General features: G+C 64.0%; 14 protein-coding genes. 6 read left to right on the forward strand and 8 right to left on the reverse strand.

Annotated features, from left to right (window positions below):
* The first annotated feature begins 35 nt into the window (after window positions 1-35).
* Window positions 36-761 (forward strand): DUF2242 domain-containing protein, encoded by a 726-nt coding sequence (locus tag BLV45_RS17755; RefSeq protein WP_090535313.1) that lies wholly within the window; start codon window positions 36-38, stop codon window positions 759-761.
* Between the two features lie 87 nt (window positions 762-848).
* Here the strand turns inward: BLV45_RS17755 and BLV45_RS17760 are convergent, their stop codons facing one another.
* Together BLV45_RS17760 and BLV45_RS17765 are read right to left on the reverse strand one after the other, a co-directional pair.
* Entirely contained in the window at window positions 849-2,117 is a 1,269-nt protein-coding gene (locus BLV45_RS17760; RefSeq protein ID WP_090535249.1) for an NYN domain-containing protein, read from the reverse strand.
* Between the two features lie 140 nt (window positions 2,118-2,257).
* Window positions 2,258-3,232, reverse strand: coding sequence for a DMT family transporter (locus BLV45_RS17765; protein WP_407671032.1), 975 nt, complete (start codon window positions 3,230-3,232; stop codon window positions 2,258-2,260).
* A gap of 305 nt (window positions 3,233-3,537) precedes the next feature.
* Between BLV45_RS17765 and BLV45_RS17770 the strand changes: the two genes are divergently transcribed.
* Window positions 3,538-3,741 (forward strand): hypothetical protein, encoded by a 204-nt coding sequence (locus tag BLV45_RS17770; RefSeq protein WP_090535250.1) that lies wholly within the window; start codon window positions 3,538-3,540, stop codon window positions 3,739-3,741.
* Between the two features lie 160 nt (window positions 3,742-3,901).
* On the opposite strand, the gene BLV45_RS17775 is transcribed toward BLV45_RS17770, so the two are convergent.
* Together BLV45_RS17775 and BLV45_RS17780 are read right to left on the reverse strand one after the other, a co-directional pair.
* The gene (locus BLV45_RS17775) at window positions 3,902-4,186 is read right to left on the reverse strand and encodes a hypothetical protein (protein ID WP_090535251.1); all 285 of its coding nucleotides are present in this window, start codon (window positions 4,184-4,186) and stop codon (window positions 3,902-3,904) included.
* A gap of 105 nt (window positions 4,187-4,291) precedes the next feature.
* On the reverse strand, window positions 4,292-5,080 hold the full coding sequence (locus BLV45_RS17780) for a Mut7-C RNAse domain-containing protein (RefSeq protein ID WP_090535252.1): 789 nt from the start codon (window positions 5,078-5,080) through the stop codon (window positions 4,292-4,294).
* Window positions 5,081-5,121: 41 nt separating this feature from the next.
* Here BLV45_RS17780 and BLV45_RS17785 point away from each other — a divergent pair, with 41 nt between their 5' ends.
* Together BLV45_RS17785 and BLV45_RS17790 are read left to right on the forward strand one after the other, a co-directional pair.
* Window positions 5,122-6,045: an NAD(P)-dependent oxidoreductase gene (locus BLV45_RS17785; RefSeq protein WP_090535253.1), complete on the forward strand. Its 924-nt coding sequence runs from the start codon at window positions 5,122-5,124 to the stop codon at window positions 6,043-6,045.
* A 173-nt stretch (window positions 6,046-6,218) separates the two neighbouring features.
* Window positions 6,219-6,860: a LysE family translocator gene (locus BLV45_RS17790; protein ID WP_090535254.1), complete on the forward strand. Its 642-nt coding sequence runs from the start codon at window positions 6,219-6,221 to the stop codon at window positions 6,858-6,860.
* A gap of 437 nt (window positions 6,861-7,297) precedes the next feature.
* Here BLV45_RS17790 and argC read toward each other — a convergent pair whose 3' ends face one another.
* The 3 genes from argC to BLV45_RS17810 form a co-directional block, all read right to left on the reverse strand.
* Window positions 7,298-8,245, reverse strand: a complete 948-nt coding sequence (gene argC / locus BLV45_RS17795) for an N-acetyl-gamma-glutamyl-phosphate reductase (RefSeq protein ID WP_090535255.1) — start codon at window positions 8,243-8,245, stop codon at window positions 7,298-7,300.
* Between the two features lie 293 nt (window positions 8,246-8,538).
* On the reverse strand, window positions 8,539-9,114 hold the full coding sequence (locus tag BLV45_RS17805) for a flavodoxin family protein (RefSeq protein ID WP_090535257.1): 576 nt from the start codon (window positions 9,112-9,114) through the stop codon (window positions 8,539-8,541).
* A 111-nt stretch (window positions 9,115-9,225) separates the two neighbouring features.
* The gene (locus BLV45_RS17810; protein ID WP_090535258.1) at window positions 9,226-9,828 is read right to left on the reverse strand and encodes a YbhB/YbcL family Raf kinase inhibitor-like protein; all 603 of its coding nucleotides are present in this window, start codon (window positions 9,826-9,828) and stop codon (window positions 9,226-9,228) included.
* Window positions 9,829-10,323: 495 nt separating this feature from the next.
* Here BLV45_RS17810 and BLV45_RS17815 point away from each other — a divergent pair, with 495 nt between their 5' ends.
* A complete protein-coding gene (locus BLV45_RS17815) occupies window positions 10,324-11,004 on the forward strand; it encodes a response regulator (protein WP_090535259.1) in 681 nt (226 codons plus the stop codon).
* Window positions 11,005-11,117: 113 nt separating this feature from the next.
* Here the strand turns inward: BLV45_RS17815 and BLV45_RS17820 are convergent, their stop codons facing one another.
* A complete protein-coding gene (locus BLV45_RS17820; RefSeq protein ID WP_090535260.1) occupies window positions 11,118-11,804 on the reverse strand; it encodes an orotate phosphoribosyltransferase in 687 nt (228 codons plus the stop codon).
* Window positions 11,805-12,143: 339 nt separating this feature from the next.
* Between BLV45_RS17820 and BLV45_RS17825 the strand changes: the two genes are divergently transcribed.
* Window positions 12,144-13,400, forward strand: coding sequence for an MFS transporter (locus tag BLV45_RS17825; protein ID WP_090535261.1), 1,257 nt, complete (start codon window positions 12,144-12,146; stop codon window positions 13,398-13,400).
* The last annotated feature ends 48 nt before the right edge of the window (window positions 13,401-13,448 follow it).

Raw genomic sequence — 13,448 nt, forward strand, 5'->3', positions numbered from 1 at the left:
CATTCGACGTCGCGTCGCTCCGGTTTCTTTCGACCATGCATGAAGTCCTTGCCAGAACTACCGTCACCGCGCTTGCGCTCTTCGCGCTCGCTGCGCTTCCAGGCTGCTCGACATCGCCGCAGCCGAAATTCCAGCAGGAACTGTTCGATACGGGTGTGAGTCCGTACGCGCGCAACTTCAACGCGAGCAGCACGGATACCTGCGAAGCGGCGCGTCGTGCGCTGCTGAGCCAGGGATACATGACGACCATGACGCGCGGCGACACGATCGACGGCACGAAGAATTTCCAGCCGAGCGGCGATTCGCACGTCGTCGTGGAATTTCACGTCGTGTGTACGCCGGGTGAGGAGGCGAGCGACACCAGCATCGCGTATGTGAACGCCGTGCAGAATGGCTTTGCGCTGAAGAAGAGCGATACGTCGGCGAGCGTGGGGTTGAGCGTGCTCGGTTCGCTGTCGCTGCCGATCCGCTCGAACAACGACGCGATGGTGAAGATTTCGAGTGAGACGATCCCGTCGGGCAAGTTCTACGACCGCTTCTTCGCGCTCGTCGAGCATTATCTGCACACGGTCGTGCGCACGTCGCCGGTGGTGCCGGATACGGTTGTGACCCGTGAGATTCCTGCGGACCCGGCGGTCGACGCCGTCGCGCGGGCAGCAGTCCAGTCCATGGCGCAGACCGCCGCGCCGTCAGCCCAGGCAGCCGCGCCAGCGCCGGCGAGCGATGGCCTCGCGCCGCTTTTGCAGTCGCTGACACCTTGATGCGCTAAAGCGGCTTCAGATTGCAGGCTTCAGGACGCGCCGGGCGAACCGGCGCGCGTTTCAATCGCGTGTGTTCCCCATTCCCCTTTATTCGGTCGCCGCGTCAGCCTTGCGCGGACGACGAGCGCGCGGTGCCGTCTTGCGAGCGGTCTTCTTTGCTTTCGGCGCGCGCTCTTCCGGTTGCACGGGTTGCGCTTCCGCTGCTGGCGCAGGCTGGTCCGTTGCGGTGCCGGTCGGGGCCGGCGCTTCCACGGCACCGGCCGCTTCGGCTTTCTTCGAAGACGTCTTCCTGCTGCCTCGCCCTTTGCGACGTGCGGCGGCGGGTTCCGCCGGCGCTGCCTCATCCTCTGCCCTGGCTTCTGCGTATTCCGTCACCGCGGGCACGTCATGCACTTCCGGCGCGGTGAACAGATCCTGCGCGATGGGCAATTCCAGTTCAGCAATCGCAGCCACGGCCGGTTCCTGTGCGCCTTTTCTGCGCGCACCCCGTTTCGACCTGCTTTCACGCGGTGCCGCCGGCTCGCTGCGCACCGCGCCGCCGTTGCCGCGAAACACGAAGGTGCCCGATTTTTCGTCGCGACCGACTTCGAACAGACCGCGCGTCTGCGCTTCTTCAAGCAGATTGCCGAACGCCCGAAACCCGTAGTAAGACTCGCTGAAGTCCGGCTTGCGCCGCTTGATCGCATCCTTTAACGCCGACGCCCATACCTTGCCGCTGTCACCCCGCTCGGTCACGAGCGCATCGAACGTCTGCACGGCGATTTCGATGGCTTCGCTGCGACGCGACTCGAGATCGTCGCGGCGGCGTTTCTCTTCATCGGGCGAGCGCTTCGGGGCGGGCTGCGTTTCTTTCGCGCGCTTTGCGGTGGCGCGCTGATTTTCGCGGGCGAGGTCGTCGTAGAAAATGAATTCGTCGCAATTGGCGATCAGCAGATCGGAGGTCGACTGTTTCACGCCGACGCCGATCACCTGCTTCGCGTTTTCGCGCAGCTTGGAAACCAGCGGTGAAAAATCCGAGTCGCCGCTGATGATGACGAACGTATTGACGTGCGATTTCGTGTAGCAGAGATCGAGCGCATCGACGACGAGCCGGATGTCAGCGGAGTTCTTGCCCGACTGGCGCACATGCGGAATCTCGATCAGCTCGAAGTTCGCTTCGTGCATCGCGGCCTTGAAGCCCTTGTAGCGTTCCCAGTCGCAATACGCCTTCTTGACGACGATGCTGCCCTTCAGCAGCAGACGTTCGAGCACGAGCTTGATATCGAACTTTTCGAGGTTTGCGTCGCGCACGCCGAGCGCGACGTTCTCGAAATCGCAGAAGAGCGCCATGCTGGGCGTGTCACTGGATGATGTCATGGGTGTGTTCTTCCGTAGGTTCTGTCGGGTGCAGGAATAACCCGCAGCATAACGGTCTTTTGAGCGGGCGCCTGGCAGATTGATGGCGGACCGCGCGCCGCCCTGTGTGAAGGCGCGTCAGGGTCATCGCCCGGGCCGCCTCAGCCTGGTCCCGCCGATGACGCCGCAGCCTGCCGCCGGCTTTCCCACGCCGGCATCACCTGGCACACGATCAGCCCGGCGAGCATCAGCACGCAACCGGAGAGCGCGCGTCCGGATAACGTTTCACCGAGCACCAGCCAGCCGGCGAGCGCCGCGAACACCCCTTCCATGCTGAAAATCACGGCGGCATGCGCGGGTGCGGCGTCCTTCTGCGCGACCACCTGAATCGTGTACGCGACGCCGACCGACAGCGCGCCACCGTAGAGAATCGTCGGCGCGGCACGCACGAGCGAGGCGAGCGTAAGTGGCTCGAACACGAGCCCGATCGCAAGGCACACGACGCCGCAGGTGACGAACTGCACGAGCGCGAGCATCAGTGGATCGTGGCGGCGCGCGAACCGTCCGACGAGCATCACCTGCGCCGCGATCACGAATGCGCCGGCAAGCTGATACCAGTCGCCGTAGAGAATCGAGAAGTGCTCGCTCACGCTCAGAAAATACATGCCGACGGCAGCGAGCAGCGCGCCGAGCCAGGTGCCGATTGCCGTTTCGTGACGCGCGAGCACGCCCATCACCGGCACGATGACGACATAGAGCGAGCTGATAAACCCGGCGTTCGCGACCTTCGTGTATTGCAGCCCGATCTGCTGCATCGAGATCGCCACCGAAAGCAGCAGGCCGAGCAGGGCGCCCGACGCGAGCAGTTCACGCGAAACCGGTCGCGCTGCCGTGACCGGTTCGCCGCCCGGGCGCGCGTGCCGCAGATACACCAGCAGGGCAAACACGACCGTCGCGCCCAGCAGAAAGCGCAGGCCGGTGAAGAGGAACGGTCCGATCGCGTCGAGGCTGAGCCGTTGCGCAACAAAGGCGGAGCCCCAGATCAGGGCGGCGACCAGCATCAGCAGGTTCGCGCGAAGGTGTTTGCGACGGTTGGCGTTCACGACGGAAATGCATCTGGATTGCGGAGCGGACATGATACGCGCCTCGACAGAACGCTCTGGCGCGGCCCCTGGTTGTGGCGAATCATTCAGACAAAAGCGGCAATTCCCGGCGGTCTGAAAGCCCCGGCAGCACCGGGCAAAAGCGGTTGAAAGCGGAAAGAAAGAAACGTGTCTCCCGGAAAATACAGCGTGGCTTTTATGAGATGACAAACCGCCTACGCTAAGTGATACTCCCCGCGGGGAGGCCGTCTGGAGACGCCGTCACCGGGTGCGCTTCACCGTGTCGTACTTACTCGTTCACATTGATCAAGTCGCTCAGGTTTGGGGAAAAAAACATTATGAAGAAGCTCATCGCCTCGCTCATCGCAGCCTCGTTCGCCCTCGTGTCGTTTCAGGCTTTCGCTCAGGATGCATCCGCACCGGCTGCCCCCGCGGCGAAGCCGGCGCACAAGCACAAGCAACTGAAGACGCACGGCAAGCGCGCCAAGGTGTCGGAAGCCGCTTCGGCTGCCGGCACGGCCGACAAGGGCGCGCCGCAGTAAGGTGTCTCCCGTTCGGGCGGTCCGGGTCTCAGGATCCGTTCCGCTGGCGAAAAAGAAAAGGCCAGGGGTTTTTCACCCTGGCCTTTCTTTATGGTTGCGGCGCCTGTTGTGTTTGGCGCGCTTGTCGCGAGGCAGCCTGCGGTAGCGTTCGTCCGGCCGCTTATTTCGCCTCGGCCGCGAGACCGCGTTGCAGCACCTCGGTCAGCAGGCCCGTCATGCCATCGGGATGCGTCGCCGCGCGTTCCTTCAGTTGCGCGACGAGATCCGCGTTCAGCTTGCACGCGAACGGCACCAACCCCTGTTCCTGATCGAGTTTGCGCTGCGCGCGACGATCGGGCGCGGCTTGCGTCGCGGCGCTGCCAAAGCGCCCAGCCTTCGATTGCTTCAGATCGTTGGCCAGCTTGAGCGCCTTGTTCTTCTCAAGGTCGAATTTTTTCATTGCCATGCCAGATGCCCCTGCGGAATAAGTGAATGTGAACAATCCCGCATTGTACGCACCGCGTGGGATGTGCCATCGACGGCGGCTTCAACGCGAACGTTTTATCGCGAGCTACGTCGGGTTTTCCACGCCGGCGGGCGACGTGCCGGTCGCGCCGTCGCGCTCGCCCGCGAGGCTGTCCATCAGCGCGCGCATGCGCTGCCAGTGCGTGCCTTCCCAGAACACGCGCCGGCACACGTCGCAGGTCACGAAGCGCGCGTGCCGCTCCAGCACGCCCTCCGGTACATGTCCCGCCACGTCCTCTTTCGCGATGCGCCGCAGCGGTGCGTTGCACGCAAGGCAAAGGCGAAACGGCTGCGCGCTGCCCGCGAGGTCGAGCCGGTCGAAAATCTCGCGCAGCTGGATTTTCGGCTTCAGCGCGCGCACGTAGCAGCCGTGTGTGATCGTGCGCCGCTTCAGCAGTTCGCGGTCGCGCGTGAGCACGACACGGTGGTCGCGCGAGGCGATGGCTTCGATGTCTTCGTCGGGATAGTGGTTGTCGTACAGCGTGTCGAAGCCCGCCAGGCGCAGCAGTTGCGCAAGACCGCCCAGATGCGCATCGGCGACGAAGCGCATCACGCGCAGCGGCCGTTCGCGCACGCGCAGGAGCGGCTGGATGTCGAACGCCTCGAACTTCGGATAGACGGCGACGCGGTCGCCGTCGGCCAGCGGATGCTCGAAACCCACCGACTCTCCGTTCACCAGAATCAGCTCGACTTCGGTGTGCGGCACGCCGATCGCCTCGATCATGTGCTTTGCGGTGGCGCCGCGCGCGCATGCGCAACTGAACGAGCGCCGCCGCAACGGACGGGCGATGAAGTCGTTCAGTTCCTCGTAGAACCGGAATGTCGCCGTAACCATCTCACCAGTATGGCACCGGGCCGCCGGCAGCGCGCGGATGCATGTGTCACGCGGGTGTGGTCTACTTCCGTTTCGTTCGACGGAGGAGGTCCAGCATGGACATAGGATTTATCGGTCTCGGTGAGATGGGTGCCGTGATGGTTGCAAACATTCTGAAAGCCGGGCACACCGTGCGCGTGTGGAACCGCTCGCCGGAGCGCGCGCAGGCGTTGAGCGCCGCGGGCGCCCAGGTCGTGGCCACACCGGCCGAAGCCTTTGCGGGCGACGCCGTGTTCTCGATGCTCGCCGACGATGCCGCATTGCGCGAAGTCATCGACAGCCAGCTGCTGGAAAACGCGCCGCGCGGGCTGATTCACGTCAACATGGCGACGATTTCCGTCGCGCTCGCCGAATCGCTCGCGCACGCGCACGCGGAGCGCGGCCTGAATTACGTCGCGGCACCGGTGCTGGGCCGGCCGGACGTCGCGGCGGCGGGCAAGCTGACGATTGTCGCGGCCGGTCCTGCCGAAGCCATCGATCTCGTGCAGCCGGTGTTCGACGCGATCGGCCAGAAAACATGGCGCATCGGCTCGCTGCCGCAGCAGGCGAACGTCATGAAGCTGGCGGTGAATTTCATGCTGGCCTCGGCCGTGGAAACGCTCGGCGAAGCGTCGACGCTCCTCACCGGTCACGGCGTCGCGATGCAGGATTTCCTCGACGTGATCACGAGCAGCGCGTTCCCAGGGCCGGTCTATCAGGGTTACGGAAAGATGATCGCCGAGCAGCGGTACGAACCGGCGCTCTTCAAGGCGCGTCTCGGATTGAAGGACGTGCGGCTTGCACTGGACGCCGCCGGCACGATTTCCACGGCCTTGCCGATTGCGAGCGTCGTGCGCGACAGCCTGCTCGACGCGGTCGCACACGGCGAAGGCGAAATGGATTTCGCCGTGCTGGGTCAGGTGTCGGCGCGCCGCGCCGGGCGGTGACGCCAGTCTTGGGAAAGCGCCGCGTTGCGCCTGTTGTCCGGATGGCTGATGTTGTGCTGCGGGTTGTGCCCCACTAAGGCCTCGCTTGTGCCCCGTTTATGTCCGACCGTGCTGCGGCGCGCGTGCGCGGGCATAATGGCCGTCCCTTCTGATTTTCCTGCCTGGCGTCCGTCATGAGTCTGCACATCTGGTGGCTGTTTGCTGCCACCGTTTTTGTCATTTCAGCCATTCCCGGCCCGAACATGCTGCTTGTCATGACGCATGGCGCGCGGCACGGCCTGCGTCGCTCGGGCGCGACAATGGCGGGTTGTCTGTCCGCGCTGGTGCTGATGTTGTCGGTATCCGCAGCGGGCCTCGGCGTGTTCCTCGAAGCCTGGCCGATGATGTTCAACGCGTTGCGCCTGATCGGCGCGACGTATCTCGTCTGGCTTGGTATCAAGGCGTGGCGCGCGCCCGTCGACGAAGCCGCGGTCGCGAATGCCGATGCGCCTGAAGTAAAAGCGGACCTCCCGCGTACCAGGTGGTCGATGTTCCGCAATGGTTTTCTCGTGGCAAGCAGCAATCCGAAGGCAATCCTGTTTGCCGCCGCGCTGTTGCCGCAGTTCATCGACGCGAGCCGCCCGACGCTGCCGCAGTTCGGCGTGCTCGTCGCGACGTTCGCGGTGATCGAGGTGAGCTGGTATCTCGTCTACGCCGGTTTTGGCACGCGCATCGGCGCAAAGCTGAAGAGCCGCAACGTCGCACGGGCGTTTAACCGGCTGACCGGCGGCGTGTTTGTCGGCTTCGGCGCGATGATGGCGCTGGTCAGGCACTGAGCCAGCATCGTCACGCTTGCCACGCATCGAAAAACGCCGGGTGATCCCCGGCGTTTTTCATGCACGCATTCCTTTCTGGACGCGCTGGACCGCTGTCGCAGGCCAGTTATGCGAAGGAACGGCATGGGCCGGCACGGCGTGACCGGCGTGCTGCGTGTCCGCAATCCTGAGTACGCCCTCTAGCATTTATGTTGCGATGCACCAAACGATTTGCTATAGTTGTCTCTGTCTCCTCCATGTCTCCTCCGATATGGATTCAGCCCGCCCCAGTTGGCGGGCTTTTTTTTATCTAAAATCCGTCTGGCTCCGATCTTCAGACGTCCGTTGCCATCGTCACGCGATGCGCAATCCGCGCCAGAAAATGAAAAAAGCCGACTCGAAAGCCGGCTTTAATCTACTTGCATGAACCGGGGCAATGCTGCCCGCGATGTGAGAAATCAGCGTTTAAGGCCGGTTTCCTCGCCGGTGCCGATCGCGAGGTTCATGCACTGGATCGCGGCACCCGATGCGCCCTTGCCGAGGTTGTCGAGGCGCGCCACCGTCACGAAACGTTCCTCGTTGCCGAATACGAACAGGTCGACCCGGTTGGTGTCGTTGTTCGCCTGCACGTCGAAAAAGCCGCTGTCCAGATTCTCGTCCGCGTTGAACGGTGCGACGCGCACGAACGCCTCGCCTGCGTAGTATTCGGCGAAGAGCGCCTGCACGTCTTGCGGCGCGGCCTTGCGCGCGAGTTGCGACGGCGAGAAGTACGTCGTCACCGCTAGACCTTTATAGAAGTTGCCGACGATCGGCGTGAAGACCGGCACCGACTTCAGTCCCGTGTGGGCCGCCATTTCCGGCAGGTGCTTGTGCGTGAGCCCCAGCGCATACGGGCGCGGGCTCGCCAGTTTCGCGTCGCCACCGGCTTCGTAATCCGCGATCATTTTCTTGCCGCCGCCGCTGTAGCCGGTGATCGAATAGCTGTGCGCCGCGAAATCCGGCGTGACAAGACCGGCTTCGACGAGCGGGCGCATGGCCAGCACGAACGCCGACGCGTGGCAGCCCGGCACGGCGATCCGCTTTGCCGAGCGCAGGCGCTCGCGCTGCGAGCGCGCCAGTTCCGGCAAGCCGTACGCCCAGTCGGCACTCGTGCGAAACGCGGTGCTCGCGTCGATCAGCACGGTGTGATCGTTTTCAACCAGCGAAGCGGATTCTCGCGATGCCACGTCCGGCAGACACAGGAACGTCACGTCCGATGCGTTGATGAGACGGCGGCGCTCGTCGAGGTCCTTGCGCTTTGCTTCCTCGATACGCAGGATTTCCACGTCGGCGCGCTGCGACAGGTATTCAAAAATCTTCAGGCCGGTCGTGCCTTCCTGTCCGTCGACAAAAACTTTCGTGCTCATCTCGATCTCACTGGCTTGCGGGTGCTGGAATGCGTGGACGCCATGCGGCGCCGGAACGCCATTTTAAGACCGTATGGCGGCGCGCGTACGAAAGCGTCGGCGAAAAAAGACGGTGCGCCACGAAAATGACGCCAGAATGACGGTGTTCAACGGCAGATGGGGTGCGTTGCAGGCGGATCGCGAGGAGATCGTCGGCAGAACGCGGCGGATGCGTGGCGTTGCGACGCCGGGCCTTCGCCACGCGTCGCTGCCGCGCCTTCGCTACGCGTCGTCGTCACGTCGCCGCCGGGAGGTTAGCCCTGCCGGTTGCCGCTCCAGCGCGCCGTGACGGCCGCGACTCGCGCGCCGAACGCCTTCGCCGTATCGAGATCGCCTTGCGGCGGCGCTTCCTCGGCGGACGCATCCGCGGGCGACTGCGTCAGCAGCCCCGCGTAACCGCCGACGTAGTTCAGGTCGTTGCGCGTCGCCGCCTTCGTGTTTGACGGCATGATGCCCATCCCCGCCCAGATCATGCCGTGCTGCATCGCGAGCGAGATGAAGTACTGGATCGTCGAGAACTTGTCGCCGTTCATCGTCGCGGAGTTCGTGAAACCGGCGGCAATCTTGTCCTTCCAGCTCTGCGTGAGCCATGGCTTCGAGCTGGCGTCGGCGAATTTCTTGAAGTCGGCGGATGCACCGCCCATGTAGGTCGGTGCGCCGAAGATGATGCCGTCGGCGGCCTCGAGCTCCGCCCAGGCCGCTTCGTCGATTTCGCCCACGGCGATCAGTTTCGCGTCGGCGCCGGCGTCGAGCGTTCCGGCAAGGACGGCTTCGGCAACCTTCTTCGTATGGCCATAGCCGCTGTGATACACGATGACGATTTTCGACATGAGCAATCTCCGGAGCTGGTTGAGCGAAGCGTGGACGCCCGGCGGCGCTGGTTTTCGCATTGCATCATGTCCGGACGCAGTGCGCTGCCGGGGGACGCGGTCGTCCGTGCGCTAACGGCCGTAGGTCACCACCATCCGTGCGGAGCCGAGCGTCGCGGTGTCGATTTCGTGCTCGAACATCAGCGCGGGCCGGCCCTGTGCGATCCGCAGGTTCAACGTGTCGAGCGCGTACACGGTGATCACGTAGTGATGCGGCTTTCCGGCGGGCGGGCACGGGCCGCCGTAGCCGTCGATATCGAAGTCGTTACGCGCCTCGACCGCCCCGAGCTTCTGGAGATAGCCCGAGGCGCTGGCGTTTTCCGGCAGCCGGTCGACGCTCGAAGGAATGCCGGCTACCGCCCAGTGCCACCAGCCGCGGCCGGGCGCATCCGGGTCGACGATGCTGATCGCGAAGCCGCGCGTGCCGGCCGGCGCGTCGTGCCATGAAAGTTGCGGTGAACGGTTGCCGCCCTTGCAGCCGTCCTCATCGAAGACCTGGGCATCGCCGACGGAGCCGCCGGCACGAAAACTCGTGCTCGAAAGCCCGAACGTACCCTGTGCGAGCGCGCGCGGGCCCTGGGCGGCGAAGAGCGCCAGGCTGGATATCGCCAGCACGAGAGAAGGCAGATGAAAGCGGAGCGCAGCAGGCGATACCACGAGGCAACGCGAACGCATGTACCGGTTCTCCTGTCGACCAGAGTTAGCGTGTCGGCTGGAGTTAGCGCTTTAGCGCTTACTCCGGCCCCATGCGCTTACTCTGGTCCCATGCAAGCTGTTGCGGTCGACCAGAGTTAGCGTGTCGGCCTGAGTTGGCGCTTTTAGCGCTTACTCCAGCCCCATGCACTTACTCTGGTCCCATGCAAGCTGTTGCGGTCGACCAGAGTTGACGCTTGAACGCGTCACTCCGATCCCATGCAAGATGGTTGCTATCAGAGCCGTGACGTCACCATCGTCACGAGGATCATTGTCCCTATTTTGCGCTCACGCGTCGATTCCGGTTCATCGAGGTGTAGGTTTGAGGCGATTCTCTTTCCCGAACAGGCCGGCCTGCAAGGAAATCGGCTATATTCGGATGAATCGCGATGTGGCCAAAACCGCAAGCAAGACTAATAAATCCAGAATACGTTAGATGACAGAGAGACCGTCATCCAGCTTTCGTCGAGGGCGTGCATGCAGGAGAACATCAGGGTCGTGGTGGCCGACGACCATCCGGTCATTCTGTTCGGTGCCGAGAACGCATTGCTCAAGTTCGCCGGCATCGAGGTCGTCGCGCGAGCGAAGCAGTCCACCGAACTCATCCACATTCTCCAGACCATTCCCTGCGACGTGCTGGTGACCGATCTCGCCATGCCGGGCGGCCAGTACGGCGACGGCCTGCCGCTGATCAGTTATCTGCGGCGCAACTTCCCGACGCTCGGCATCGTCGTGCTGACGATGCTCGAGAACGCCGCGCTGCTCAAGCGTCTGAGCGACCTGGGCGTCGAATCGGTCGTCAACAAGTCCGACGATCTGAGCCACATCGGGCTTGCCGTGCAGCACGTGAGCCGCAAGATGGAATATATGAGCCCTTCGGTGCGCGCGTCGCTTGATACATTGCGCATGAACGCGGGCGGCAAGACGAGCGAAGTGATCCTGTCGCGACGTGAACTCGAAGTGGTGCGCCTGTTCGTGTCCGGCATGACGATCAAGGAAATCTCCGAGCAGTTGAACCGCAGCATCAAGACCATCAGCACGCAGAAGAACACGGCGATGCGCAAGCTCGGCCTCGAACGCGATTCGGAGCTGTTCCAGTACGCGCAGAGCAACGGCTTGTTGAACCTGTCGTCGTACACGCCGGGCGAGAGCGGCTGAATTGCGATGCGGGTGTGAGCGCAATATCTGTTGCGCATAAAAAAACCGCCTGTCCAAAAAACAGGCGGTTTTTTGCATCAGCCGGAAGCCGCTCCGGCCAGGCCCGATGACGCTTACTGCGGCGAAGCCGTCGCGCCGCCGTGCGCCGCCGACCATTCAGCCGGTGCGTGCAGGAATTTCTCGACTTCGTCGAGCGTCTTCGTTTCGAAGTAGCCCGATTGCTTGGCGACGCGCAGCACGTCCCACCACGTGGCGAGCGCGTGCAGGTCGACGTCGATGTCTTTCAGCACCGACACGCTTTCCTTGAAGATGTTGTAGTGGAACAGCACGAAGCAGTGGTTCACCTGCGCGCCGGCCGTGCGCAGCGCGTTGATGAAGTTGATCTTGCTGCGGCTGTCGGTGGTCAGGTCTTCGACCAGCAGCACGCGTTGACCTTCGGTCAGCAGGCCTTCGATCTGCGCGTTGCGGCCAAAACCCTTCGGCTTCTTGCGCACGTACTGCATCGGCACCATCAGGCGGTCGGACAGCCATGCCGCGAACGGGATGCCGGCGGTTTCGCCACCGGCGACCGCGTCGATCTGCTCGTAGCCGACATCGCGCAGGATCGTGGCTTCAGCCATTTCCATCAGGCCGCGGCGCACGCGCGGATACGAGATCAGCTTGCGGCAGTCGATATAGACCGGGCTCGCCCAGCCGGACGTGAAAATGTACGGTTTTTCCGCGTTGAAGTGTACGGCCTGCACTTCGAGCAGCATCTTGGCGGTCGTGTCGGAGATCGTCTGGCGATCGAAGCCTGTCATGGGCGGATCCTTGGGTGTCAGCGGGGAGGGCGGGCGCGAAGCCCGGTGGCGTAGCAAATGCGGCGTTTTGCGGCGCAGCGGGCAAGGCGTCGGGGACAGCCCATGGCCCAGTGCAGGCAAAACACGCGACCGGGTAGTTGACCGGCCGGTTTGCTACACGCGTAGCCCGCTATTTTACCCGATCGGGACCGTTCCGAGGAGCCCCGGCGCGCCGGATTTGCCGTGACGGCGGGCCGCGCGGCGCCCGGCGGCCGGAAACGCCGGCTTTTTGGCCAGGTTGTGAGCGCCCAGTCGCGCCTTTACACTCACGCGACTTTCCAGCGCATCTCCAATGGCTCCATGAACACCACTCCCTCTTCGTCCGCTTCCGCTTCCGCTTCCGTTACGCACGGACGCCGTGGCTATGCCGGCCGCGCGCTGGTCGCGTCGGTGCTCGGCTACGCGATGGACGGCTTCGATCTGCTGATCCTCGGCTTCATGCTGCCGGTGATCGCGCTCGACCTTCACCTGTCGTCGGCGCAGGCCGGGTCGCTCGTCACCTGGACGCTGATCGGGGCAGTCGCGGGCGGTATCGTGTTCGGCGTGCTCAGCGACTGGTTCGGCCGCGTGCGCATGCTGACGTGGACGATCCTGATCTTTGCCGTTTTCACCGGCCTGTGCGCGCTTGCGCAGGGCTATGCCGATCTGCTCGCGTACCGGACGATCGCGGGCATTGGCCTTGGCGGCGAGTTCGGCATCGGCATGACGCTGGTGGCGGAAGCGTGGCCGGCTTCGCAACGGGCGCGTGTTTCGTCGTACGTCGGGCTCGGCTGGCAACTGGGCGTGCTGGCCGCGGCGCTCGTCACGCCGCTTCTGCTGCCGGTGATCGGCTGGCGCGGCATGTTCGCGGTCGGTTTGTTGCCGGCGGTCGTGTCGTTTGCCGTGCGCAGGCGCGTCGAGGAGCCGGCGCTCTTCAGCCTTCACGCTGAACGGGCGGCACGCGGCGAGCGTCGCAGGCTGCCGCTGAAGCTGCTCGTTGCCGACGCCTACACGCTGCGCACCAGCATCGGCGTCACGATTCTCTGTTCCGTGCAGAACTTCGGCTACTACGGGCTCATGATCTGGCTGCCCAGCTATCTCTCGAAGACGTTCGGTTACTCGCTCACGAAATCGGGTTTGTGGACCGCGGCGACGGTGATCGGTATGGGCGCGGGCATCTGGCTCTTCGGCATGGCCGCCGACCGCTTCGGCCGCAAGCCGGCGTTTCTGTTCTACCAGGCGGGCGCCGTGCTGATGGTGTTCGTGTATGCGCATCTGTCCACGCCGTTTGCGTTGCTCGTCGGCGGCGCGGTGATGGGCGTGTTCGTGAACGGCATGATCGGCGGCTATGGCGCGCTGATCTCGGAGCTGTATCCGACCGAAGCGCGCGCCACGGCGCAGAACGTGCTCTTCAATATCGGGCGCGCGGTGGGCGGCTTCGGGCCTGTCGCGGTCGGCGCGCTGGCGGCGCGGTTTTCGTTCGCTGCCGCGCTTGCGCTGCTCGCGTCGATCTATCTGCTCGACATTCTCGCGACGTTGTTCCTCATTCCAGAGCGACGCGGTGCGTTGCTCGAATAAGCGGTGTGCTCACGCAGGCCGTGACCGTGCGTCATGGCGCGCCGCAAC

Source organism: Paraburkholderia sartisoli, from assembly GCF_900107685.1.
Lineage (GTDB): Bacteria > Pseudomonadota > Gammaproteobacteria > Burkholderiales > Burkholderiaceae > Paraburkholderia > Paraburkholderia sartisoli.

What these genes read in the sequence shown, in the direction of transcription:
- BLV45_RS17755 (WP_090535313.1), top strand. Translation starts at nt 36, where the DNA reads ATGCATGAAGTCCTTGCCAGAACTACCGTCACCGCGCTTGCGCTCTTC.
- BLV45_RS17760 (WP_090535249.1), bottom strand. Translation starts at nt 2,117, where the DNA reads ATGACATCATCCAGTGACACGCCCAGCATGGCGCTCTTCTGCGATTTC.
- BLV45_RS17765 (WP_407671032.1), bottom strand. Translation starts at nt 3,232, where the DNA reads ATGTCCGCTCCGCAATCCAGATGCATTTCCGTCGTGAACGCCAACCGT.
- BLV45_RS17770 (WP_090535250.1), top strand. Translation starts at nt 3,538, where the DNA reads ATGAAGAAGCTCATCGCCTCGCTCATCGCAGCCTCGTTCGCCCTCGTG.
- BLV45_RS17775 (WP_090535251.1), bottom strand. Translation starts at nt 4,186, where the DNA reads ATGGCAATGAAAAAATTCGACCTTGAGAAGAACAAGGCGCTCAAGCTG.
- BLV45_RS17780 (WP_090535252.1), bottom strand. Translation starts at nt 5,080, where the DNA reads ATGGTTACGGCGACATTCCGGTTCTACGAGGAACTGAACGACTTCATC.
- BLV45_RS17785 (WP_090535253.1), top strand. Translation starts at nt 5,122, where the DNA reads ATGTGTCACGCGGGTGTGGTCTACTTCCGTTTCGTTCGACGGAGGAGG.
- BLV45_RS17790 (WP_090535254.1), top strand. Translation starts at nt 6,219, where the DNA reads ATGAGTCTGCACATCTGGTGGCTGTTTGCTGCCACCGTTTTTGTCATT.
- argC (WP_090535255.1), bottom strand. Translation starts at nt 8,245, where the DNA reads ATGAGCACGAAAGTTTTTGTCGACGGACAGGAAGGCACGACCGGCCTG.
- BLV45_RS17805 (WP_090535257.1), bottom strand. Translation starts at nt 9,114, where the DNA reads ATGTCGAAAATCGTCATCGTGTATCACAGCGGCTATGGCCATACGAAG.
- BLV45_RS17810 (WP_090535258.1), bottom strand. Translation starts at nt 9,828, where the DNA reads ATGCGTTCGCGTTGCCTCGTGGTATCGCCTGCTGCGCTCCGCTTTCAT.
- BLV45_RS17815 (WP_090535259.1), top strand. Translation starts at nt 10,324, where the DNA reads ATGCAGGAGAACATCAGGGTCGTGGTGGCCGACGACCATCCGGTCATT.
- BLV45_RS17820 (WP_090535260.1), bottom strand. Translation starts at nt 11,804, where the DNA reads ATGACAGGCTTCGATCGCCAGACGATCTCCGACACGACCGCCAAGATG.
- BLV45_RS17825 (WP_090535261.1), top strand. Translation starts at nt 12,144, where the DNA reads ATGAACACCACTCCCTCTTCGTCCGCTTCCGCTTCCGCTTCCGTTACG.